This is a genomic window from Pseudomonas sp. HOU2, assembly GCF_040729435.1.
Classification (GTDB): domain Bacteria; phylum Pseudomonadota; class Gammaproteobacteria; order Pseudomonadales; family Pseudomonadaceae; genus Aquipseudomonas.
On sequence record NZ_CP160398.1, the window covers coordinates 3,908,073 to 3,930,199 of the forward strand.

The window sequence follows — 22,127 nt, forward strand, 5'->3', positions numbered from 1 at the left end:
GGGCGCGTTAGGATGGCGCGAAGTAGAGGTCGCCAGTCACAACAAGCAACCTCGTATTGGATTTGCAGCAAGAGAGGATGCTCATGACAGATTTTGCCAACGCCACTCCGGCCACCGTCGACGTCGTAAAGCGCGAGCGCTGCTACGAGGGCTTCTACAAGCTCGACCGTTTGCACCTGCGCCATGAACTGTTCGCCGGCGGCATGAGCCGCGAGATCAACCGCGAAGTCTTCGTGCGTCACGATGCCGTGTGCCTGCTGCCTTACGATCCAAAGCGCGATGAAGTGGTGCTGCTCGAGCAGTTTCGCGTCGGTGCCATGGGCAAGACCGACAACCCGTGGCTGGTTGAACTGGTCGCCGGTCTGATCGACAAGGCCGAAGTGCCGGAAGAAGTTGCTCACCGCGAGGCGCAGGAGGAAGCTGGGCTGGATATCAAGGCCCTGTGGCCGATGACCCAATATTTCCCGTCGCCGGGCGGCAGCAACGAATTCGTGCATTTGTTCCTGGGGCACTGCAGCACCGAAGGCGTAGGCGGCCTGCATGGGCTGGAGGAAGAAGCAGAAGACATCCGCGTCACGGTCTGGGCCTTTGAAGATGCCTTGCAGGCCGTCCGTGACGGACGCATTGCCAACGCGGCGAGCATCATCGCCTTGCAATGGCTGGCGCTCAACCGCGCCGAAGTGAGGGGGTTATGGTCGTAAACAAGTTGCGCGATCGCTATCGAGTCGACCTCGCCGGGCTGCAAGCTGCCTGCGAGGCCAACTACGCGCGCCTGATGCGACTGGTGCCGGACATGCGCAACGACCCCGAGGCGCGGCGGATCGCCGTGACCCAGGGTGAGCAGATGCTCGGCGTGCTGGCCCTCGAAGTGCTGCAGACCTGCCCGTACACCACCACGTTGCAGGTGCGTCAGGAACACAGTCTGCCGTGGCTGCCGGTACCGCAACTGGAAGTGCAGGTTTATCACGACGCGCGCATGGCCGAGGTCATCAGTGCCGAGCATGCACGACGCTTTCGCGGCATCTATCCTTACCCGAACGCCGCGATGCATCAGCCGGATGAAAAGGCCCAGCTCAATCTGTTCCTGGGGGAATGGCTGAGCCATTGTCTGGCCCTGGGGCACGAGTACGAAGTCGTACGCTAGTTGTGAACTGCGTCCGGTTCGCCGGTTTCCCCTTTGCGTCATCCCCCAGCATAATTGCGGCACTCAACCGATTCCGTGCTTTTGCCCTGGGAGAACGCCTTGCCGAGCGTATCCGCATTGACCACCGCCGATCCGGCGTTGCTGGTGCAGCTATCCGACAGTCACCTGTTCGCCGAGGCGGACGGCACGCTGCTGGGCATGAACACCCGCGAGAGCCTGCAAAAGGTCATTGAGCTGGTGTTGGGGCAGCAGCCGCAGATCGATCTGATCCTCGCCACCGGTGATATATCCCAGGACGGCACGCTGGAGTCGTACCAGCAGTTTCGCCAGATGAGTGCGCAGATCGATGCGCCGGCGCGCTGGATTCCCGGCAATCACGATGAGCCGCTGATCATGGCTGAGGCCGCGGTGCAAAGCGCACTGCTGGAGTCGGTGGTTGATATCGGCAACTGGCGCGTGACCCTGCTCGACTCGGCGGTGCCGGGTTCTGTGCCGGGTTATCTGCAGGACGATCAACTGCAACTGCTGGCGCGTTCGTTGAGTGAAGCTCCGGAGCGCCATCATCTGGTGTGCTTCCACCATCATCCGGTGTCGATCGGATGCTCGTGGATGGAGCCGATCGGTTTGCGCAACCCCGAAGCTTTTTTCGATGTGCTGGACCGTTTTCCCCAGGCCCGCGCAGTGCTGTGGGGGCATGTGCATCAGGAAATCGACCGCGAACGCAACGGCGTACGGCTGATGGCTTCGCCTTCGACCTGCATTCAGTTCGAGCCGGGCAGTGACGACTTCAAGGTCGGCGAGCAGGCACCGGGCTATCGCTGGTTGCGGCTGCTGCCGGACGGGCGGCTGGAAACCGGTGTCGAGCGCGTGACCGACTTCGAATTCACCGTCGATTACGGCTCCGAAGGCTACTGATTTCGATCAAGAGCCCCTCACCCCCAGCCCTCTCCCGGAGGGAGAGGGAGCTGACCGATGTGTCTGGCGTTATCCATCGACCTGAAAGAATGTGTCGATTATGGATTCGCTGAAGCTCGCTCAAGTCGGTGTAGCACTTGAATATCCCCCATTCAGTCCCCTCTCCCTCCGGGAGAGGGCTAGGGTGAGGGGCTTTCTCCCTGTAAACTCCGCTATCTTTCGCCGACACCCAGGGAGCTCAAATGTCCGGTTCGATCCTCTATATCCACGGTTTCAACAGCGCGCCGGCCTCGAAAAAGGCCTGTCAGCTGGTCGCGGTGATGGAGCGGTTGGGGTTGAGCGAGCAATTGCGTGTCCCGGCGCTGCACCACCATCCGCGTGAAGCCATCGGTCAGTTGCAGCAGGCGATTGCCGAGCTGGGCCGGCCGTTGCTGGTGGGAAGCTCCCTCGGCGGCTACTATGCGACTCACCTGGCTGAGCGCCACGGCTTGAAAGCCCTGCTGGTCAACCCGGCGGTCAGCCCGCACCGGATGTTCGACGGCTACCTGGGCACGCAGAAAAACCTGTATACCGATGAAACCTGGGAATTGACCCACGACCATGTGACGGCCCTGGCCGAGCTGGAAGTGCCGGCGCCCGTGGATGCACAGCGTTATCAGGTGTGGTTGCAGACCGGCGATGAAACACTGGATTATCGCCTCGCCCAGCAGTATTACCGGGCCTGCGCCTTGCGCATTCAGGCCGGCGGCGACCATGGTTACCAGGGTTTTGCCGAACAATTACCGGCGTTGTTGAGTTTTGCCGGCATTGGCGCCGATTTGTATCAGGCAATCGATTTCACCGCACTGTGAAGTCTTGCCCCTTTTCATTGAATCACTGACGACGAGACCCTATGGCCACTCCCAGCGCTAGCTCTTATAACGCCGACGCCATCGAAGTCCTCTCGGGCCTCGACCCGGTGCGCAAACGCCCCGGCATGTACACCGACACCAGTCGGCCGAACCACCTCGCCCAGGAAGTCATCGACAACAGTGTCGACGAAGCCCTGGCCGGCCACGCCAAATCGGTGCAGGTCATTCTGCACGCCGATCACTCGCTGGAAGTCAGCGACGATGGTCGCGGCATGCCGGTCGACATTCACCCGGAAGAGGGCGTGTCGGGTGTCGAGCTGATCCTCACCAAACTGCATGCGGGCGGCAAGTTTTCCAACAAGAACTACCAGTTCTCCGGCGGTCTGCACGGGGTGGGTATTTCCGTGGTCAACGCCTTGTCGACCGAAGTCCGGGTACGCGTGAAGCGTGACGGCAACGAATACCAGATGACCTTCAAGGATGGCTTCAAGGCCACCGAGCTGGAAGTCGTCGGCACCGTCGGCAAGCGCAACACCGGCACCAGCGTGTACTTCGCGCCGGATCCGAAATATTTCGATTCACCGAAATTCTCCATCAGCCGCCTCAAGCACGTGCTCAAGGCCAAGGCTGTGTTGTGCCCGGGCCTGCTGGTCAGCTTCGAAGACAAAGGCACCGGCGAAAAGGTCGAGTGGCATTACGAAGACGGTCTGCGCTCCTATCTGGTAGACGCGGTCAGCGAATTCGAACGCCTGCCGGACGAGCCATTCTGCGGCAGCCTCGCCGGTAATAAAGAAGCGGTCGACTGGGCGCTGCTGTGGTTGCCGGAAGGTGGCGACGCGGTGCAGGAAAGCTACGTCAACCTGATCCCGACGGCGCAGGGCGGTACCCACGTCAACGGTTTGCGTCAGGGCCTGCTCGATGCGATGCGCGAATTCTGCGAATTCCGCAGCCTGCTGCCACGCGGCGTGAAGCTGGCGCCGGAAGACGTCTGGGAGCGCATCGCTTTCGTGCTGTCGATGAAGATGCAGGAGCCGCAATTCTCCGGCCAGACCAAAGAGCGTCTGTCGTCCCGTGAAGCGGCGGCGTTCGTTTCCGGCGTCGTGAAAGATGCATTCAGCCTGTGGCTCAACGCCAACCCGGAAACCGGTCTGGCGCTGGCCGAACTGGCGATCAACAACGCCGGGCGTCGCCTCAAGGCGAGTAAAAAGGTCGAACGCAAGCGCGTCACCCAGGGGCCGGCGCTGCCGGGCAAACTGGCTGACTGCGCCGGGCAGGACCCGATGCGTTCCGAGCTGTTCCTGGTCGAAGGTGATTCCGCCGGTGGTTCCGCCAAGCAAGCGCGGGACAAGGAATTTCAGGCGATCCTGCCGTTGCGCGGCAAGATCCTCAACACCTGGGAAGTCGACGGCAGCGAAGTGCTGGCCAGCCAGGAAGTGCACAACATTGCCGTGGCCATCGGGGTTGATCCGGGTGCGGCAGACATGAGCCAGCTGCGTTACGGCAAAATCTGCATCCTCGCCGACGCCGACTCAGACGGTCTGCACATCGCGACCTTGCTTTGCGCGTTGTTCGTCCAGCATTTCCGCCCGTTGGTGGATGCCGGTCACGTCTACGTGGCGATGCCGCCGCTGTACCGCATCGACCTCGGCAAGGAGATCTACTACGCCCTCGACGAAGCCGAGCGCGACGGGATTCTCGACCGTCTGGTGGCCGAGAAGAAACGCGGCAAACCGCAGGTCACCCGATTCAAAGGTCTGGGTGAAATGAACCCGCCGCAATTGCGTGAAACCACCATGGACCCGAACACGCGGCGTCTGGTGCAACTGACGCTGGGCGACGATTTCGCTGAGACCTCGGAAATGATGGACATGCTGCTGGCGAAGAAACGCGCCGGTGACCGCAAGAGCTGGCTCGAATCCAAGGGCAACCTCGCCGAGGTGACGGCCTGATGCGGTTTGGCTGGGCCTTGGCGGGTGCGTTGCTGCTGAGTGCGATGAGTGTGTCGGCCGAGCCGCTGCAGGAGCTGCGTGTGCTCTCCGAACACCCGGTCGAAGGCATGCGTGGCGGCAACCTGTCGGGACTGGCCCTGTGTGGCAGCGAGTTGTGGACGGTGTCGGACCGCGATGACGATCAGATCTATCGGCTCAATACCGCCGATCGGGTCTGGCAGGCCGAAGCCTTGCACATCGACGTGCCCCCGGTGCCGGAGACCGGTCTGCCGTGGGGATTGCGCTCGCGCAATTGGGCCGCGTCGTTCGTGCGCGGTGGCGACCTGGATTTCGAAGGTATCAGCTGCGACAGCGCCGGCAATCGCTACATTGTCAGCGAGGGCCACGCGGCGGTCTTGCAGGTGCCCGTCAGCGGCCCGGTCAACTGGCTGAAGATTTCGCCGATGATGGTTCGCGAAGCACGTGCCAGTGGCATGCTCCTGCATTTCAACGCGATCTTCGAAGGTCTGGCGATCAATCCGGCGGGCGATCAGATGTGGCTGGCCGGCGAACGGCAAAACCGCGGCTTGCTGCTGATCAAGCGTCAGCAGACAGTGTGGGATTGCGACGGTCGTTGCGTGCTGCTCAGCGAGGGCGGCAAGGAGGTGCAGCCGCCGCAGTTCCCGCATGCCAAAGCGGTCGACCGCGACTTTTCCGACCTTTCGTTGTTCAACGGCAAATTGTTTACCCTTGAACGCAACGCCTTCCAGATTTGTCGGCGCGATGCGCAGACCGCCAAGGTCGAGCGTTGCTGGTCGTACGCCGCTGAACTGTTGCAGGCCAACCGCCGTTACGCGCAGAACTTCGGGCTGGAAGAGGCACTGATCGTTGACGCTGATGGTGCGTGGGTCGGCGTCGACAATAATTTCGGCCCCCGCGCCGACGGTGAGGTTCGCCCGATCGTCTGGCGTTTCGCCGCGCCGGAAGGTGGCTGGAGCGCCAAGCCGTGAATCAGCAACCGCCGGGTAAACGCGCCGGCCGGGTGCTGATGATTCTGGCCTGGTGCGCGGGGCTGTTTCTGGCCACGCGGTTTTTCGGCCAGTGGGAACAGCGTCAGCAGAATCCGAATGTCGTGGTCAGCTCCGAGCAGCATGACGGCGTGATCGAAGTAAAACTGGCCGGCAATGCTCAAGGGCATTTTGTCGCCAGCGGTCAGATCAACGGTGAGCCGGTGGAGTTCATGCTCGACACCGGCGCCACCGATGTGGCGATCCCGGCGGATCTGGCCAAACGCTTGAAACTGGAAGAAGGTTTCGGCGTGACCCTGAGCACGGCCAACGGCCTGACCCAGGGCTACCGGACAAAGATCGACCGCCTGCAACTGGGCGACATCGTGCTGCGGGACGTCCGCGCACTGGTGGCGCCGGGGCTGCATGGCGATCAGGTGCTGCTCGGCATGAGCGCCCTGAACAAACTTGAATTTACCCAGCGCGGTGGCACCATGCTGCTGCGCCAGACAACGAACCGATGAGGCCCGCATGAGCGACTCCCTTGATCTCAGCCTGGACGGTGTAGAACGCCGCTCGCTGGCTGACTTCACCGAAAATGCCTACCTCAACTACTCCATGTACGTGATCATGGACCGTGCCCTGCCGCATATCGGCGACGGCCTGAAACCGGTACAGCGGCGTATCGTCTACGCCATGAGCGAGCTGGGGCTGGACGCCGATTCCAAGCACAAGAAATCGGCGCGTACCGTCGGTGACGTGCTCGGCAAGTTCCACCCGCACGGCGACTCAGCGTGCTACGAAGCGATGGTGCTGATGGCCCAGCCGTTCAGCTATCGCTACACACTGGTCGATGGCCAGGGCAACTGGGGTGCGCCGGACGATCCGAAGTCCTTCGCCGCCATGCGTTACACCGAAGCCCGTCTGTCGCGTTATTCCGAAGTGCTGCTCAGCGAACTGGGCCAGGGCACCGCCGACTGGGGGCCGAACTTCGACGGTACCTTGCAGGAACCTTTGGTTCTGCCGGCGCGTTTGCCGAACATCCTGCTCAACGGCACCACCGGCATCGCTGTCGGTATGGCCACCGACGTGCCACCGCACAACCTGCGCGAAGTCGCCACCGCCTGCGTGCGTCTGCTCGATGAGCCGAAAGCCACGGTCGAGCAGCTCTGCGAGCACATTCAAGGCCCGGATTACCCGACCGAAGCGGAAATCATCACGCCGCGCGCCGATCTGCTGAAAATGTACGAAACCGGCAAGGGCTCGGTGCGCATGCGCGCCGTGTACCACGTCGAGGACGGCGACATCATCGTCACCGCGCTGCCGCACCAGGTCTCCGGGGCCAAGGTGCTGGAGCAGATCGCCGCGCTGATGCAGGCCAAACCGTCGAAAGCGCCGCAGATCGCAGACCTGCGTGACGAGTCCGACCACGAAAACCCGTGCCGCATCGTGATCATTCCGGTCAACAGCCGCGTCGATCACGAAGCGCTGATGCAGCACCTGTTCGCCAGCACCGAGCTGGAGTCGACCTACCGGGTCAACGTCAACATTATCGGTCTGGACGGCAAGCCGCAGCTGAAGAACCTGCGTGCATTGCTGGTCGAATGGCTGGAATTCCGCGTGCTGACCGTGCGCCGCCGTCTGCAATTCCGCCTCGACAAGGTCGAGCGTCGTCTGCACCTGTTGGACGGTTTGTTGATCGCCTACCTCAACCTGGATGAAGTGATCCACATCATCCGTACCGAGGAGCACCCGAAAGCCAAGCTGATCGAGCGTTTCGCCCTCAGCGAGATTCAGGCCGACTACATCCTCGACACCCGTCTGCGGCAGTTGGCGCGTCTGGAAGAGATGAAGCTGCGCGACGAGCAGGACGAACTGCTCAAGGAACAAGCCAAGCTGCAAGCCCTGCTGGGCAGCGAAGCCAAGCTGAAGAAACTGGTGCGCACCGAGCTGCTGAAAGACGCTGAAACCTACGGCGATGACCGTCGTTCGCCGATCGTCGAGCGCGCTGAAGCGAAAGCGCTGACCGAACACGATCTGCTGCCGAACGAGAAAGTTACCGTCGTGCTGTCGGAAAAAGGCTGGATTCGTTCGGCCAAGGGCCATGACATCGATGCCACCGGCCTGTCGTACAAGGCGGGTGACGGCTTCAAGACCTCGGCGGCGGGGCGTTCCAACCAGTCTGCCGTGGTGATTGACTCCACTGGCCGCAGCTATTCGGTTGCCGCCCATACCTTGCCGTCGGCGCGCGGCCAGGGCGAACCGTTGACCGGGCGTCTGACCCCGCCACCGGGCGCGACTTTCGAATGCGTGCTGATGCCGGAAGACGATGCTCTGTACGTGATCGCCTCCGACGCCGGTTACGGTTTCGTGGTCAAAGGCGAAGACCTGCAAGCCAAGAACAAGGCCGGTAAAGCCCTGTTGAGCTTGCCGAACAACGCCAAGGTGATCGCGCCGCGTCCGGTGACTGATCGCGAGAATGACTTGCTTGCCGCCGTGACCAGCGAGGGGCGGATGCTGGTCTTCAATATCAGCGATTTGCCGCAGTTGGCGAAGGGCAAAGGCAACAAGATCATCGGTGTGCCGGGTGACCGTGTCGCCAGCCGTGAAGAGTTTGTCACGGACATTGCGGTTATCCCCGCGGGGGCTACGTTGATCCTGCAAGCAGGCAAACGTCCCTATAAACTGAAAGCTGAAGACCTCGAGCACTACAAAGGTGAGCGCGGACGGCGTGGCAACAAGCTTCCACGTGGCTTCCAGCGGGTCGATGCGCTGCTCGTCGAAAACCTCAATTAGGCGAAAACGCCCATCTAGAGGCGTCGATCTACGATTTAACGCGTAGATCGACGCTTTGGCGCTGGAGTCGGAACGCATATTCACGGATGATATGGCCTTTCCAAGCGCCGGCGTGGCCGAGCGTTCTTCATATTTATTGAGTATTTTCACTGTGGTCAGCCTTGTGGCGGCCACCTGGACGGGATGATGACTGCTCTGCGCCCCCTTATTTTTCTGCTCGCTGGCGTTTTGGGCCTGGCGGGCTGCAGCGTTCACCAGCCGGTGTCGCTGTATCAGCTGGACAGCGGAAGTCCGGCTCAGCCTGCGCAAAGCGCAGGCATGGCGGTTTTGTTGGGTCCGGTAGTCATTGCTGATTACCTGCAACGTGAAACTTTGCTGCAACGTCAACCGGACGGCAGCCTGCAAGCCTCGACCGACGGTCGCTGGGCGGGCAGCCTTTCGTCGGATATCGATCAATTGCTGATGCGTCAGGTAGCCGGCCATCTGGACAGCCAGCGTGTGGTATTGGCACCCGCCACTCTGGGGTTTGCCCCGGATGTGCAGGTATTGCTGACCATCACGCGTCTGGACTCCGGTGAGAAGCAACCGGCGATCCTCGATGCGCAATGGCGTCTGATCGACCGTCGTGGTCAGGTGCGCGACAACCGCATCGTTCATCTGCAGGAGCTGCACGCCGGCACCACGGCTTCGCAGGTGCAGGCGCAGGGGATTCTGCTGCAGCGTCTGGCCGAGCAATTGTCGGTGGCGCTCAAACCGTTGGCCAACCAGCCTCCGGTGGCCGAAGCACCGCGTAAGGCAGCGCCTAAACCGGCAGCGCCGGCGGCGGATGCAGAGAAGCAGCCAAAGATTCCGATGGCTTCGCCGATTCGCACGGATATGGAAGTGTTCCGCTTCTAAGTCTGAATCAGCGTCAAACCAGAGCCCGCCTTGTGCGGGCTTTGTTGTGTCTGGGGTTTGGCAAGATCAAAAGCCCCTCACCCTAGCCCTCTCCCGGAGGGAGAGGGGACTGACCGAGGTGTCTGGCGTCATACGTCGACCTGAAAGGTCTTGGCGATTATGGCTTCGGTAGAGCAGAGGCGACCGAGGCGTCTGGTGTCATCCGTCGACCTGAAAGAGTTTGGCGATTATGGATTCAAAGCAGGACGTGCAGGTCGGTGTAACTCTGGAATATCCCCCAATGAGTCCCCTCTCCCTCTGGGAGAGGGCTAGGGTGAGGGGCTTTTCAATCGCCCACGAAAAAGCCCGCAGACAATCACTCGTCTGCGGGCTTCTGTGCATCTGGCCTAAGGCTTACGCCCGACGCTCATGCATCCGCGCCAGTTGTCGCTCGAGCATCGACGGATAAGGCTCCATCAACCGCTCGACACAGCAAGCCCCCTCGGGGCTGGCGATCGGGCGGATCCGCGCACGCTGGCGAATCAGGTTGTCGTCACCGATCTTGCGCTCGACCAGCAGCAGGTTGCGGCTGTGTTGCGACAGGGCCAGCGCATCCTGGGCCGAATCGGTCAGCAGCAGGTCGATCTGGCTCAGGCCGAACAGCTCGTCGCCCAGGGTCAGGCCCAGTTGCAATTGCAGGGTGATCCCGCTGTCGGCGACTTCGATCTGCAACTGATGGCCCAGCGCCCGCAGCAACTCGCCGCAACAGATGGCGTTGGTCAGGTAGTCGTCACCGCTGTCTTCGGTGTGGAACAGCATCAGCGTGCTGCCGTCATTCAGGGTTTCGATCTCGCCCTGATACAGCGAAGCAGCCTGATCGAGGCAGTCGCGGTAGCGCTCCAGCAACTCTTCCAGACGGGCACGCGGCAGGCGCCGCAGTTGTTCTTGCGAACCCAGCTGGATCGCCAGCACCGCGCTGTGCTGCGGTACGCTTGGTGTGGCCTTGCGCGCGACCGGTTGCGGCGCTGCATCCAGCGACTCGTCGCGCAGATCGGCAAACGCGTCGTCGTCTTCATCGTCTTCGACGGTGCTGACCACGTGGCGCGGCGCAGGTTTTTGCGCAGCCATCGGGCGGGTTTCGTCAAAGCTCGGGTCACGCAGATTGCGCACTTCGAACTCTGGCTCATCCTCTTCCTCGAACTCGGGTTCCGGCTCGGGCTCAGGTTTAGGTGCAGGTTCCGGCGCGAAGTTGGCGTGCAGCTGACGCGCAAGGTCGCCGATCTCGTCCTGCCGGTCGGTGCCCGGGGTGTATTCGTCGATGTTGCGCAGCCACACGCGCAGTTGCAGCAACGGCGTCGACAGGTAGCGCCCCATGCGCAGGCTCAGGGCCAGCGACAGCGCCAACAGAATCGCACTGAGAATGCCCATGCTTTGCAGGCTGATGGTCATCGGCTGCTGGAACTGATCCATGTCCAGGCTGATGCGCAGTTGCCCGGCGGTCACGTCCTGGAAAGTGATCTTGCTCTCATACATGCCCTCGGCTTCGCCCAGCAGGCTGTGCTTGGGGCGCTGACCGGATTCGGCGAGGATACGGTTGTCCACGCTATAGATAGCCGCGTGGGCCACCAGTTTGTTCTTGGTCAGGTTGTTGAGCAGCACGTTGAGGCTGAGGATGTCGTTGGACACCAGCAGTTCAGTGGCGGAGGTGGCGGTCTGCGTGGTCAGGCTTTCGCCCAGCGCATCGGCCTGCTCGTGCATGGCCTGCTTGAACTGCAAGCCCATCACCCCGGCATAGATCACCAGGGCCAGAGCGACCAGGATCACGTTATGGCTGGCAATGCGCAATGCAATCGGTACACGGCGATGACGCAGTGCACGGAAGATCAGCAGGAAGAAGTTATCGGTTTTAACTGGCGTGGGCCGGTTCACTGAGCTCGGCTCTTTTGTCCGTGAAGTTGACGCGCAGTATAGCGACAGGCCCTAGACCGGCAAAGCGCTCGCGGTGCCCGATGGTCACTGAAAGTGGGTAGAATGCGGTTTTTTTCCAGTTGCGGGGGTGCGCGTTGCGCGAAATCGTCCTGATTAACATCACGGGAGTCGACCGTCCGGGTCTGACTGCGGCCATTACCGGCGTTCTGGCACAAGGTGGTGTGAACATTCTCGACATCGGTCAGGCGGTGATCCACGACACCCTGTCGTTCGGCATCCTGGTTGAAATTCCCGACTCCGAGCAGGGCAAAGCCGTGCTCAAGGACATTCTGTTCAAGGGCTACGAGCTAGAGCAGCAGGTGCGCTTCACTCCGGTATCCGAAGAGGATTACCAGCAATGGGTGGGCAATCAGGGCAAGAAACGCCACATCGTCACCCTGTTGACCCGCAAAGTGACCGCCGGCCAATTGCAGGCGGTCAGCTCGATCACTGCCAAATATGGCCTGAACATCGACCATATCGACCGTTTGTCGGGTCGCATGCCGCTGGACACGCCAGCCGACAAGGGCAAGGGCTGCATCGAGTTCTCCGTGCGTGGCGAAGCGGCAGATCCGCAGGCGCTGCGCGCCGAATTCCTCAGCGTCGCGCAGGAGCTGAACGTCGACATCGCCTTCCAGGAAGATTCGCTGTTCCGTCGCAACCGGCGTCTGGCGGTGTTCGACATGGACTCCACGCTGATCGAAGCCGAAGTCATCGACGAACTGGCCAAGGCCGCCGGTGTCGGCGAGCAAGTCTCGGCCATCACCGAGCGCGCGATGGCCGGCGAACTGGATTTTCGCGCCAGCTTCAAGGAGCGTCTGGCGCTGCTCAAGGGCCTGGACGTCAGCGTGCTGGACTCCATCGGCGCTTCGCTGCGCCTGACCGAAGGCGCGGAAACCCTGTTCGCCGAACTCAAGCGTCTGGGCTACAAGACCGCGATCCTGTCCGGCGGCTTCACTTACTTCGCCAAGCAGTTGCAGGCCAAACTCGGCATTGACTACGTGTTCGCCAACGAACTGGAAGTGGTCGACGGAAAGTGCACCGGCGTGGCGATCGAGCCGATTGTCGACGCGCAGCGCAAGGCTGACCTGCTGAAGGAACTGGCACACAAGGAAGGCTTGCGTCTGGAGCAGACCATCGCCGTGGGTGATGGCGCGAACGATCTGCCGATGCTGGCGATTGCCGGTCTGGGCGTGGCGTTCCGCGCCAAGCCGCTGGTCAAGCAGTCGGCGAAGCAGGCGATCTCTACGCTGGGGCTGGATGGTGTGCTGTATTTGCTGGGCTTTCGCGATCGCGACGGGCAGCTCTGAGCCTGAGGCGGCCTCTGTGGCGAGGGAGCTTGCTCCCGCTGGGGCGCGAAGCGGCCCCACTCTTTAATTCAAGAGAATGGGACTGCTGCGCAGTCCAGCGGGAGCAAGCTCCCTCGCCACAGTATCTTTAAGGATTCAAAGCGATTTCCACAACGAATCGAAATTCTCCTCGCTCCCGCCATTCTGCGCGGCCTCCAGCGAGCGATAGGCAAACTGATTGAAACTGTGCGTACTCGCCACCCGTCGATCCAGCCCGGCGCGGTGTTCTTCGCCGTGGGTGTTGATCAGCACCTTGTTGCCCTCCTGAAACGGCAGGCGTGGGGCGAGCAAGGTCGCCGGCAAGTCGATGGCACTGATCTCCGGCAATAGCAGCCCGCGTAAATAGTGGCTGTGATCATCCCGCGAGCGCACCAGTTGCAAACCACAAGGTTCGGCGTGTGGCGCCACCAGTTCTATGCCCATTTGCGGCCCGCTGCCGCGTACCTGGCGAATCCAGCGCACCACCGCGATGCTCCAGCCCTGATTCGAACTGTCCTGAATCCCGACCATTTCTCCGGCCTGTAACTCGGCCGGCACCTCACTTGGCCAGCCCAGGCAATAACCACCGGGGCTGTGGTTGATCACCGGCAACGTGTAGGTCGGGTAGTTCGGCGTGCTGTCGGGATCGCTTTCGTCCTCGCCCAGATGGTCGTACTGGATTTCCTCGTAGGGCAGCAACTCGTCTGCCGCAGACTGCGGTGCGGCGTCGAAGGCCTTGCTCCAGCTGTCCTTTTCACCCTTGACCACCGCGCGGCTGAAGTTGGCCGCGCGGGCGCCGGGATGTTTCAGCAGTTCGCTGAAGCTGCGTTCGCCGCCCAGATAGAAGTGCAGGGCGCTCATGCCGACGCACACGGTCAGGCTGCCCTGGCCGGCAGTGCGCTGAAAACTGCGTTCGGCAGCCTGCCCCCAACTGGCGTGCAGATGCTGCAGGGTGTCGAGGCTCAGTCCTGCCGGGATCGGCAACGGCGTCGACGTCTCCTGCTGCAGTAAATGCGCTTCGATCACGTTCACCAGCGGTTGTGGATCGAAACCGAGCAATGCGCCCTGTTGTTCTTTGCGAAACATGCTGCGGTAGCGCGGGCCGGCGTCCAGTTCGGCGCTGATGGCGAACAGTCCATCCTGCGGACTGCCGGGATGCAATTTGAGCAGGGCACTCCACGGCTCCAGCACTTCGGCCAGCCGGGCGATCTGGTTCTGCCGCAGTTGATTGCAACGGGCGCTGCCCAGCAGCAGGGCGGCGATGTAGGTCTGTTCCAGGCTCAGTTCGCTGCTCAGGCTCGCCAGATCGTCATGTACCCGGCGCTGTTGCAGCTGCAAGGCGCAGGCCACGCGATACAGCTGATGCAGCTCGAACCACAGATGTTCGGGCGCAGGGCTGTAAAGCTGCGTCGCCCGCAGCAGTTGCCCCTTGAGTGCATGCGCGGCCCGCTGCAGTGCCTGGCTGACCAGCGCCGCTCGGTCCTTGTGATACTTGGGGGCAATGCGCAGAACGATCTGCTTGTAACCGATGGCCAACTGACTTTGCAGCGCCTGGCACAGGTTGCTGATCTTGCGCGAACGATCGTCGAGCAGGATCGCCTGATGCAGGAAGTGTCGCTCCAGATGCTGGCAGACGAAGTACACCTCGGGGCGCAGCAACTCCAGCAGTTGCAGGCGATTGTCGCTGGGGGTGAGCAACTGGTTGAGTTCGCCCAGGCCTTGGTACAACTGGCGGGCGGTTTCGCCGATGTTGGCCTTGGGCAGGCCGGCGATCCAGCGTTTGAGGTCGCGCGGGGTGGCTTCGCAGAACGACAGGCGCGTTTGCGTTGGAGTCGGGGCGCTCAGCAGCGGTGGGGAGATGGTCTGGCTCATGCCAAAAACCATAGCAGCAAATGAACCGGTCGGCCTTCAACTGTAGGAGCTGCCGCAGGCTGCGATCTTTTGACTTTGTTTTTAAACAATCAGGATCAAAAGATCGCAGCCTGCGGCAGCTCCTACAGGGGCGCCTTGTATCAGGCGTTTGGCAATGCCAGGGCCTGGCCCATTTGCACTGGCGAACCGGCGACCAGTGTTTCAGCCCATTTCACCTGATCCGGACCAAACAGCACGATCGCGGTCGAACCCAGTTTGAAGCGCCCCAGTTCAGCACCTTTTTCCAGATGGATCGGCGCACGGGCGGCTTCGTCGTAGCGGAAGGTTTTCAGCTCGCGCTTCGGTGGGGTGACCAGACCAGCCCACACGGTTTCAATCGACGCGACGATCATTGCGCCGACCAGCACCACGGCCATTGGCCCGCGCTCGGTGTCGAAAATGCACGCTACGCGCTCGTTGCGGGCGAACAGCTCCGGAACGTTCTCAGCGGTGGTCTGGTTGACCGAGAAGATCCGGCCCGGGATATAGACCATTTCGCGCAGGGTGCCGGCCAGCGGCATGTGCACGCGGTGGTAATCCTTCGGCGACAGGTAAATGGTGGCGAAGTCGCCGCCCATGAACGGCGCGGCATTCGCCGTGTCACCGCCCAGCAGTTCCAGCACGCTGAAGCTGTGGCCCTTGGCCTGGAACACGCGACCGTGTTCGATCGGGCCGAGCTGGCTGACTGCACCGTCGGCCGGGCTGAGAATCGCGCCCGGGGTCTGGTCCAGCGGACGCGCGCCGTCTTTCAGGGCACGGGTGAAGAACGCGTTGAAGTGCTCGTAAGCGGTCAGGTCTTCGACCAGCGCTTGCGACATGTCCACCTGATAACGCTTGGCGAACCACTGGGTGAAGGCATTCTTGAACCAGCGCACGCGGCACTCGGCGACGCAGCCGGCCAGACGCGACAGCAGGTGATGAGGCAGCAGGTACTGGCTGAGGATAAACAGACGCTCTTTCATTAGTTGTCCTTAGAACCTTGAATCTCGACAGGCGTATCAGGGTGGTTGCCCCATTCGCCCCAGGAACCGGCGTAGCCCTTGACCCGCGGATAACCGAGGGACTTGGCCACCAGATAAGTGAAGCCCGACCGGTGATGGGTCTGGCAGTGGGTAATGATTTCTTTGTCCTTGGTGATCCCGAGGTCTTCGAGGATCTGCGGCATGTCCGTGCGAATCCGCAATTGACGCGCCTTGTCCATGCCGGCGGTCCATTCGAAGTTCACCGCGCCGGGAATGTGCCCGCCCTTGGCGGCCAGCACTTTCTCACCGGAATATTCCAGCGGCCCGCGTGCGTCCCAGATCGCCAGATCGGCGGCGCCGAGACGGCTTTGCAGGTATTCGCGAGTGGCGGTCGGTTCCTCGTGCAGGGTCAGCGCCACCGGGCCACCCACCGCTGGAGGAATCTGGATCGACATCGGCGAACCTTCCGCCAGCCACGCCGGCAGACCGCCGTCGAGGTAGTGATAATTGTCGTGACCGATCACGTCGAGCAGCCAGATGAAGCGCCCGGCCCAGCCGCCGCCCTCGTCGTCGTAGACCACGTAGATCGCGTCCGGGCGATGGCCCAGCTCACCGAACAACTCTTCGAGCTTGTCTTTGGGCGGCATCAGCCCCGGCGCCGGCGGCTGACCGAGCTGGGTGCGTTTCGGGTCGACAAAGCGTGCGCCGGGAAGGTGACCTTCGGCATAACGGGCAGCGCTGGTCAGATCCACCAGAATCAGTTCAGGGGAATCGAGGCGCGGGAGCAGGTCGCTCGGCTCGATGACGAGCGGCAAGCCAGAGAAGTCAGACATGTGAGGTCTCCAGAGCACAAAGGGGGGGGATTGTAGCGCAGCCTCATCGGCCACGGCTGCTAAAGCTGTGCAGGGCCTTTTCGATGCACTGCGCGGTTTTGCCGAACGCCTGCACGGTGATGTCGGCGAACGGCCCGCCGCCCTGGTCGGCCACGACGATCATGATCACCCGACCGTTATTGACCAGCGAGCGCAGGAACAGATGCTCGCCCCGGAACAGCGAACGCAGGCCCGGCGGCAACAATGCGGAAAATTGTGCGTTGTTCTCGGGGTTGATCCGCACCTGTGCCTGTTGTGCGAGCAGGCGCTGCAAGACTTTGCTCTGACTGACGACGAAGTTCAGCGCGGCGGCTTCCTTCGGCAGGCCGAAGGTCTGGTGCACGCGCAGATTCGATTGCGTGCGGTCGGCCATCAGAAGCATCACCCGACGCATGCCGCTGGCGATCAGCGCATCACGGGCCGCGACGGTCAGGCTCATGGCATTGGTGAAGCGGCTCGGTTCGGCCAGCAGTTCGGCGCATTGCCGGCGCCATTGAGTCAGGTCCTCGGCATTCGGCGCCGCCGCCGGCAGCATCCCGGCCGGCAAGCGATGGGTGCCCCACGGCCATAATAATGAAACGGCCGGGTGCCACAGATCGGGCATGGCATGCTGGCGCGCACTGTTGGCGGCTTGCTGGTGCAACTGCTGCTGCACTTCGTCCATCGAGATTTGCAGATAAAGGCTGGTCAGGTACTGCCAGCGCTCGCTGTGCGGACTGTCCCAGGCCTGTTGTGCTGACAGTGCCAGGCCGTTGGCCAGCAACACGGTGTTGGCTGGCTGGTTGAGCCAGCGGCGCAGGGTCGGATCGTCGTCGAGGCGATTCTGCTGGCGCAGCGGATGTTCACTGTCGCGGGCGATGCGCAGTACTTTCACCAGTTCGCGCTGTTCGCTGAGCAGCAGCTTATAGCCTTGCTGCACCCAGATCGGCAGGTGCCAGACCTGCACCAGCGCCTCGGCGATCCTCAGCAGGCGTACGCCAAACAGTTGCTTCTCGACCGTGCGCGCCGATTCGCCCTTGTGGATAACCCGCAGCTCCCACTCTTCGAGCAATTCGGGAAACGTCAGCGCCAGCGGCCACAGCGGCGAGAGAAACAGCAGGCTGCCCCAGTGAATGTCCTGCCACAGCCGCGCCAGGCGACTGGCGAAAAAACCGTTGGCCTGTTGCGTCGCGTGCTGGCTGATCATTTGCAGTTGGCGCAGCGCCTTGGGGATCTGCATCTGCGGTTCGACGGGCAGACGCGCGAGCAATTCTTCAGTCCGTGCCAGGCCCAGACGGTTGATCGCGACTTCAAGGTTTTCTGCCGGCGCGGTCATCGTGCCGAGGGTGTGACGATTGGCCTCACGGATGATGCTCAAGGCCAGCGCCGGGCTGTCCTGCATCAGGTCGGCGATGTCGCGCAGCGAGCTGCGGTTGTCACGGATGGCCCGGCACACCTTGTCGTGCGCCTCTTGCGGCACGGGCAGGCGCACGCCATCGAGCAGTTTGACCCAGCCCTCGAGCGTAGTCGGTTTTGCGTGTGGGACGTTCGTTTCATTAGCCATGTCTGGACGAGATCTTCACTGACTGTAGACGCGCCCGGCATGGGCTAAATTGGCTTTTCGCCTGAACTGGCTATAGTCTGGCGCAGTTTTGCCGATAAGTAGAAGAAGAGATTTTTTAACTTCCGAATATGACCTTGAACCCGACTTAAATAAGTACTTTCTACCTATGGCTAAAATTATCGGCATCATCGTCGTATTCGCGAGCGTGCTCGGCGGATACGTGCTCTCCCACGGCAAAATTGCCGCCCTGATCCAGCCCTTCGAGGTGATGATCATCGGTGGTGCGGCCCTCGGTGCATTCCTGCAGGCCAACCCCGGTTACATGACGATGCACGTGCTCAAGAAATCCCTGAGCATGTTCAGTTCGCGCTTCAGCCACACGTTCTATCTGGAAGTGCTCGGCCTGATCTACGAGATCCTTAACAAGAGCCGCCGCGAAGGCATGATGGCCATCGAAGGCGACATCGAAGACGCTGCCGCGAGCCCGATTTTCGCCAAGTATCCGGCGGTACTCAAAGACGAGCGCATGACCGCGTTCATCTGCGATTACCTGCGCATCATGTCCTCCGGCAACATGGCTCCGCATGAGCTGGAAGGCCTGTTCGACATGGAACTCTACAGCCTCAAGGAAGACCTCGAGCACCCGTCCCATGCGGTGAACGGCATCGCCGACGCCATGCCCGGTTTCGGTATCGTCGCGGCGGTACTGGGTATCGTGGTGACCATGGCATCGCTGGGTGAAGGCGATCAGAAATCCATCGGTCTGCACGTGGGTGCGGCACTGGTCGGTACCTTCTTCGGTATTCTCGCGGCCTACGGTTTCTTCGGGCCGCTGGCACATTCCCTGGCCCACGATGCCAAGGAAGAACTGAACGTCTACGAAGCCATCAAGGCCTCGCTGGTGGCTTCGGCTTCCGGCATGCCTCCATCGCTGGCGGTGGAATTCGGGCGCAAGGTGCTGTACCCGGCGCACCGTCCAAGCTTTGCCGAGCTGGAACAAGCCGTTCGCGGTCGCTAAGCCATGGAAAATAATCAGCCGATAATCATCAAGCGCGTCAAGCGCATAGCCGGTGGGCATCACGGCGGGGCGTGGAAAATCGCCTTCGCCGACTTCGCCACGGCGATGATGGCGTTCTTCCTGGTGTTGTGGCTGCTGTCCACTGCAACGCCTGAGCAGAAGATCGCTATCGCCGGTTACTTCAAGGATCCGGTCGGCTTCTCCGAAAGCGGTACGCCGTACATCATCGATCTGGGCGGCACACCGACCCTGGCACCGGAAAATACCCTCAACCCTGAGGTGAAATCCCAGCCGCAACCGGACAAGGTCACGGTCGACACCGAACAGGTCGAAGGCATGGCCGAGCAGGTCGAGAAAGAACGCCTGGAGCTGTTGCTGCAAGAACTGCAGAACAAGGTCGACGAGAACCCGCAGCTGCAGAAGTTCAAGGATCAGATCCTGTTCGAGATCACCCCGAACGGCTTGCGCATCCAGATCATGGACGCCGAAAACCGGCCGATGTTCGACTCCGGTTCCGCACGTCTGAAACCGTACTTCGAAGACATCCTGCTGGCCATGGCCGACACCATCAAAGCGGTGCCGAACAAGATCAGCATCAGCGGCCATACCGACGCCAAGCCGTACACCGGCACCGGCGATTTCGGCAACTGGGAGCTCTCGGCCAACCGTGCCAACGCCGCGCGGCGTGCGCTGGTGGCGGGCAGCTATCCCGATGGGCAAGTGGCGCGGGTGGTGGGTTATGCCTCGTCGGCACTGTTCGACAAGGAAAACCCTTTCAACCCGGTCAACCGCCGCATCGACATCGTGGTCCTGACCAAAAAGGCCCAGGCCGCCATCGAAGGCTCGCAAGGTGCCGATGCGGCCAAGCCTGCCGCCGAAGGTCAGAACGGCGCCGCTCCGGCGACGCCGGTCGATCCGAACGCGCTGCCGGCGGATCAGCAACCGGTGCCGGCCCATGAGTTGCGCGAACGTTTGAACCTGTTCGACGACGCCGCACCGAAACCGGCCGCGCCGGGGGCTGCGGCGCCAGCGCCAACAGCTCCGCCCGCCGCTGCACCGGCCCCCGCGCCGAAGCAGTGACCAACAAAAAAGCCGACGGTGATGTCGGCTTTTTTGTGGCTGTCGATTGGCCTCAGAAACCGCGCCGAATCCGGTTTTTCAGTTGTTCGTGGAAAAGATCGGCGTTGCGCTTATAGGTACCGCTGAAGGATTCGTTACTCGAATCCAGCGCTATCGAGCGCTTGCTCGAGACCTCTTCGCGATAGGCATCGATGAAGAAATTCAGATCACTGGCCGTGCTCAATTTCGGCCACTTGTCCAGATACTCCGGCAGCTTTGCCGGCCCGGTGCGGAACGAGCAGATCCGTCGGTTGCTGATGGTCGCTTCGCCGATTTCGAACGGCACCCACCACGACAACGCGGTTTTCTCCGAAACCACCGCGAGCAGGTGCGTGCATTCGGTGATGTTGCGGGTGATCACCCCGGTGATGTCGTCGGTGGTCTGCGATTCCGGGTCGAGCACATCGAGGTAAGTCTTGATGTTGGCCTGCATCAATTGGGCATTGATCGCCATGGCTTGCGGGCGATCTATATGGCGGTAGCTGATGAATACGGGCATCAGAAGTGTCCTTTGAGGGCGAGTTCACGGTAATAGGCGCCGAGCGCCGTAAGGCGGCAGCCAGTGGAATGAATGGCTGCGTAATACATGTGTTCGGCATCGACCGGTTCGATCAGGCTGTGGCGATTGCACTTTTGCAGCTGGGCGAAGACCTCGCCGTGTTCCGGGTCGAACGTCGCTTCGGTGGGTTCGTAGCTGGGGGCGAGGCGGAACGTCGATTCGGCTTCGGCGAACCATTCCGGCAGTTTGCGCAGGATCTCCTTGGGGATCAGCGGCGAAACTTCGCGCAGGGAGATGAACTGCGAGACGTTGGTCTTGAACACCGGGCGCTGCTCCCAGGCGTCGAGCGCATTGTCGACGAAGGAATACAGGCTGCCCGGAGTGATCTTGCCGAGAATGTTCGCCGCACCGCCGTGCAGGGCCTGCAACAGCAAACCGGTGAACACGCCGTGGTGCGCACCTTCCAGGGCCGGCTCTTCCTTTTTGCAAGCGGTCAGGATGGTCATGCCTTCGCCGACCACGCTGCTTTCGCTGCGCAAGGCGCGCACTTCGCCGGCCGCGCCGCTCTGGCAGCAGTCGAGGATGATCACTTTGTTTTTGATTTTCGTGGCTTTGGCGGCCCAGTTGAGGATGTCGCTGATGCGGATGCCGTCCTTGGCGCTGCGATAGTCCTGCGGCAGGAGCATGCCTTCATCGTTGTCGCTGTCGAAGCCGCCGTGCCCGGCGAAGTACAGCAGCGCGACGTTGCAGTCGCCGGAGAACAGCTCGCGGATCTGGTCTTCGAGCTTGCCTCGGCCGAGGTCCTCCTCAGCCGAGGTCAGCACCAAGTTCTTGAAGTTGGGATCACCGTTGGCGTCGGTCTTCAACACGGACGCCATGGCCATGGCGTCGTTGCAGCAACCGCTCAAGGGCGAAACGTGCGCGTAGTGGTTGATGCCGATAAACAGTCCCTTGCGCATGGTTAAACCGCCGTGTGCTGACGGATCGCACCGATGATGCTGTTGGTGTTCCACGCGCATTCGGCGTGCGCCGCTTCACGTACTACCGTGGAAATACGCTCGGCACCGAACGGTTTGATCGCGATGATCACTTTGCCCATGCGCTTGGCGATCTCGATTTCCTTGTTGATCCACTTGCTGTAAGTCGAATACATCCCGGCCATGATCAGCACCGCCGAGCACGGACGGATCTTGTTTTCGATGGCTTCCTCGAGCTGCTTGTCGGTCTGCGCGCCCATAATCGGGTTGTGCGGCGGCACGGAAAAATTCTTGAAGCTGAAATCTGCCTTGGCGCCGAGCAGGCGCACCAGATTGTCGTGAGCGTGGGAGTAGTTCCACGAATGGCTGATGAACAAATGGTAGGTCTGCATGGGGTTCCTCGAAGGTCGCGA

The 22,127-nt window shown here is 61.6% G+C and carries 20 protein-coding genes; 12 read left to right on the plus strand and 8 right to left on the minus strand.

The window, feature by feature from the left end:
- The first annotated feature begins 83 nt into the window (after positions 1 to 83).
- The 9 genes from ABV589_RS17645 (at position 84) to ABV589_RS17685 (ending at position 9,538) form a co-directional block, all read left to right on the plus strand.
- Positions 84 to 701, plus strand: coding sequence for an NUDIX domain-containing protein (locus ABV589_RS17645; protein ID WP_367082778.1), 618 nt, complete (start codon positions 84 to 86; stop codon positions 699 to 701).
- Positions 692 to 1,144: a DUF1249 domain-containing protein gene (locus ABV589_RS17650; RefSeq protein WP_007967395.1), complete on the plus strand. Its 453-nt coding sequence runs from the start codon at positions 692 to 694 to the stop codon at positions 1,142 to 1,144. The genes ABV589_RS17645 and ABV589_RS17650 overlap by 10 nt, the downstream gene beginning before the upstream one ends.
- A gap of 99 nt (positions 1,145 to 1,243) precedes the next feature.
- Positions 1,244 to 2,059: a 3',5'-cyclic-AMP phosphodiesterase gene (cpdA, locus tag ABV589_RS17655; protein WP_367082780.1), complete on the plus strand. Its 816-nt coding sequence runs from the start codon at positions 1,244 to 1,246 to the stop codon at positions 2,057 to 2,059.
- Between the two features lie 242 nt (positions 2,060 to 2,301).
- Positions 2,302 to 2,910: a YqiA/YcfP family alpha/beta fold hydrolase gene (locus ABV589_RS17660; RefSeq protein WP_367082781.1), complete on the plus strand. Its 609-nt coding sequence runs from the start codon at positions 2,302 to 2,304 to the stop codon at positions 2,908 to 2,910.
- Positions 2,911 to 2,951: 41 nt separating this feature from the next.
- The gene (gene parE / locus ABV589_RS17665; RefSeq protein WP_367082782.1) at positions 2,952 to 4,859 is read left to right on the plus strand and encodes a DNA topoisomerase IV subunit B; all 1,908 of its coding nucleotides are present in this window, start codon (positions 2,952 to 2,954) and stop codon (positions 4,857 to 4,859) included.
- Entirely contained in the window at positions 4,859 to 5,848 is a 990-nt protein-coding gene (locus ABV589_RS17670) for an esterase-like activity of phytase family protein (protein WP_367082783.1), read from the plus strand. The genes parE and ABV589_RS17670 overlap by 1 nt, the downstream gene beginning before the upstream one ends.
- A complete protein-coding gene (locus ABV589_RS17675; RefSeq protein ID WP_367082784.1) occupies positions 5,845 to 6,369 on the plus strand; it encodes a TIGR02281 family clan AA aspartic protease in 525 nt (174 codons plus the stop codon). Before ABV589_RS17670 ends, ABV589_RS17675 begins: the two co-directional genes overlap by 4 nt.
- 7 nt (positions 6,370 to 6,376) lie before the next feature.
- Complete coding sequence (gene parC, locus ABV589_RS17680; protein WP_096794754.1) at positions 6,377 to 8,641, plus strand: DNA topoisomerase IV subunit A; 2,265 nt, start codon at positions 6,377 to 6,379, stop codon at positions 8,639 to 8,641.
- A gap of 186 nt (positions 8,642 to 8,827) precedes the next feature.
- Complete coding sequence (locus ABV589_RS17685) at positions 8,828 to 9,538, plus strand: ABC-type transport auxiliary lipoprotein family protein (protein WP_123585498.1); 711 nt, start codon at positions 8,828 to 8,830, stop codon at positions 9,536 to 9,538.
- 393 nt (positions 9,539 to 9,931) lie between these two features.
- Here ABV589_RS17685 and ABV589_RS17690 read toward each other — a convergent pair whose 3' ends face one another.
- Positions 9,932 to 11,446, minus strand: a complete 1,515-nt coding sequence (locus ABV589_RS17690; protein WP_007967406.1) for an AhpA/YtjB family protein — start codon at positions 11,444 to 11,446, stop codon at positions 9,932 to 9,934.
- Positions 11,447 to 11,580: 134 nt separating this feature from the next.
- Here ABV589_RS17690 and serB point away from each other — a divergent pair, with 134 nt between their 5' ends.
- Entirely contained in the window at positions 11,581 to 12,795 is a 1,215-nt protein-coding gene (gene serB / locus ABV589_RS17695) for a phosphoserine phosphatase SerB (RefSeq protein WP_367082786.1), read from the plus strand.
- Between the two features lie 135 nt (positions 12,796 to 12,930).
- On the opposite strand, the gene ABV589_RS17700 is transcribed toward serB, so the two are convergent.
- The 4 genes from ABV589_RS17700 to ABV589_RS17715 form a co-directional block, all read right to left on the minus strand.
- Positions 12,931 to 14,685, minus strand: a complete 1,755-nt coding sequence (locus tag ABV589_RS17700; RefSeq protein WP_367082788.1) for a molecular chaperone — start codon at positions 14,683 to 14,685, stop codon at positions 12,931 to 12,933.
- 140 nt (positions 14,686 to 14,825) lie between these two features.
- Positions 14,826 to 15,686 carry an archaetidylserine decarboxylase gene (asd, locus tag ABV589_RS17705; RefSeq protein ID WP_007967409.1) on the minus strand — a complete coding sequence of 287 codons (861 nt, stop codon included), beginning with the start codon at positions 15,684 to 15,686 and terminating at the stop codon, positions 14,826 to 14,828.
- Positions 15,686 to 16,519, minus strand: a complete 834-nt coding sequence (gene rhdA, locus ABV589_RS17710; protein ID WP_367082789.1) for a thiosulfate sulfurtransferase — start codon at positions 16,517 to 16,519, stop codon at positions 15,686 to 15,688. The genes asd and rhdA overlap by 1 nt, the downstream gene beginning before the upstream one ends.
- Before the next feature lie 43 nt (positions 16,520 to 16,562).
- A complete protein-coding gene (locus ABV589_RS17715) occupies positions 16,563 to 18,101 on the minus strand; it encodes an HDOD domain-containing protein (RefSeq protein ID WP_367082790.1) in 1,539 nt (512 codons plus the stop codon).
- 166 nt (positions 18,102 to 18,267) lie between these two features.
- Between ABV589_RS17715 and motA the strand changes: the two genes are divergently transcribed.
- Both motA and motB read left to right on the plus strand, forming a co-directional pair.
- The gene (motA, locus tag ABV589_RS17720; protein ID WP_007952169.1) at positions 18,268 to 19,119 is read left to right on the plus strand and encodes a flagellar motor stator protein MotA; all 852 of its coding nucleotides are present in this window, start codon (positions 18,268 to 18,270) and stop codon (positions 19,117 to 19,119) included.
- Between the two features lie 3 nt (positions 19,120 to 19,122).
- Positions 19,123 to 20,199 carry a flagellar motor protein MotB gene (motB, locus tag ABV589_RS17725; RefSeq protein ID WP_367082792.1) on the plus strand — a complete coding sequence of 359 codons (1,077 nt, stop codon included), beginning with the start codon at positions 19,123 to 19,125 and terminating at the stop codon, positions 20,197 to 20,199.
- A gap of 52 nt (positions 20,200 to 20,251) precedes the next feature.
- Here motB and ABV589_RS17730 read toward each other — a convergent pair whose 3' ends face one another.
- Genes ABV589_RS17730 through ABV589_RS17740 form a run of 3 tightly spaced genes read right to left on the minus strand, consistent with a single transcriptional unit; the run spans position 20,252 to position 22,106 of the window.
- Entirely contained in the window at positions 20,252 to 20,737 is a 486-nt protein-coding gene (locus ABV589_RS17730; RefSeq protein ID WP_367082794.1) for a toll/interleukin-1 receptor domain-containing protein, read from the minus strand.
- Positions 20,737 to 21,696, minus strand: coding sequence for a caspase family protein (locus tag ABV589_RS17735; protein WP_367082795.1), 960 nt, complete (start codon positions 21,694 to 21,696; stop codon positions 20,737 to 20,739). The genes ABV589_RS17730 and ABV589_RS17735 overlap by 1 nt, the downstream gene beginning before the upstream one ends.
- A 2-nt stretch (positions 21,697 to 21,698) precedes the next feature.
- The gene (locus ABV589_RS17740; RefSeq protein WP_367082797.1) at positions 21,699 to 22,106 is read right to left on the minus strand and encodes a TIR domain-containing protein; all 408 of its coding nucleotides are present in this window, start codon (positions 22,104 to 22,106) and stop codon (positions 21,699 to 21,701) included.
- Positions 22,107 to 22,127: the final 21 nt, after the last annotated feature.

Bases quoted from the DNA above. Each gene is read 5' to 3' on its own strand.
- ABV589_RS17645 (WP_367082778.1), top strand. From the start codon at position 84: ATGACAGATTTTGCCAACGCCACTCCGGCCACCGTCGACGTCGTAAAG.
- ABV589_RS17650 (WP_007967395.1), top strand. From the start codon at position 692: ATGGTCGTAAACAAGTTGCGCGATCGCTATCGAGTCGACCTCGCCGGG.
- ABV589_RS17660 (WP_367082781.1), top strand. From the start codon at position 2,302: ATGTCCGGTTCGATCCTCTATATCCACGGTTTCAACAGCGCGCCGGCC.
- parE (WP_367082782.1), top strand. From the start codon at position 2,952: ATGGCCACTCCCAGCGCTAGCTCTTATAACGCCGACGCCATCGAAGTC.
- ABV589_RS17670 (WP_367082783.1), top strand. From the start codon at position 4,859: ATGCGGTTTGGCTGGGCCTTGGCGGGTGCGTTGCTGCTGAGTGCGATG.
- parC (WP_096794754.1), top strand. From the start codon at position 6,377: ATGAGCGACTCCCTTGATCTCAGCCTGGACGGTGTAGAACGCCGCTCG.
- ABV589_RS17685 (WP_123585498.1), top strand. From the start codon at position 8,828: ATGACTGCTCTGCGCCCCCTTATTTTTCTGCTCGCTGGCGTTTTGGGC.
- ABV589_RS17700 (WP_367082788.1), bottom strand. From the start codon at position 14,685: ATGAGCCAGACCATCTCCCCACCGCTGCTGAGCGCCCCGACTCCAACG.
- asd (WP_007967409.1), bottom strand. From the start codon at position 15,686: ATGAAAGAGCGTCTGTTTATCCTCAGCCAGTACCTGCTGCCTCATCAC.
- rhdA (WP_367082789.1), bottom strand. From the start codon at position 16,519: ATGTCTGACTTCTCTGGCTTGCCGCTCGTCATCGAGCCGAGCGACCTG.
- ABV589_RS17715 (WP_367082790.1), bottom strand. From the start codon at position 18,101: ATGGCTAATGAAACGAACGTCCCACACGCAAAACCGACTACGCTCGAG.
- motA (WP_007952169.1), top strand. From the start codon at position 18,268: ATGGCTAAAATTATCGGCATCATCGTCGTATTCGCGAGCGTGCTCGGC.
- motB (WP_367082792.1), top strand. From the start codon at position 19,123: ATGGAAAATAATCAGCCGATAATCATCAAGCGCGTCAAGCGCATAGCC.
- ABV589_RS17730 (WP_367082794.1), bottom strand. From the start codon at position 20,737: ATGCCCGTATTCATCAGCTACCGCCATATAGATCGCCCGCAAGCCATG.
- ABV589_RS17735 (WP_367082795.1), bottom strand. From the start codon at position 21,696: ATGCGCAAGGGACTGTTTATCGGCATCAACCACTACGCGCACGTTTCG.
- ABV589_RS17740 (WP_367082797.1), bottom strand. From the start codon at position 22,106: ATGCAGACCTACCATTTGTTCATCAGCCATTCGTGGAACTACTCCCAC.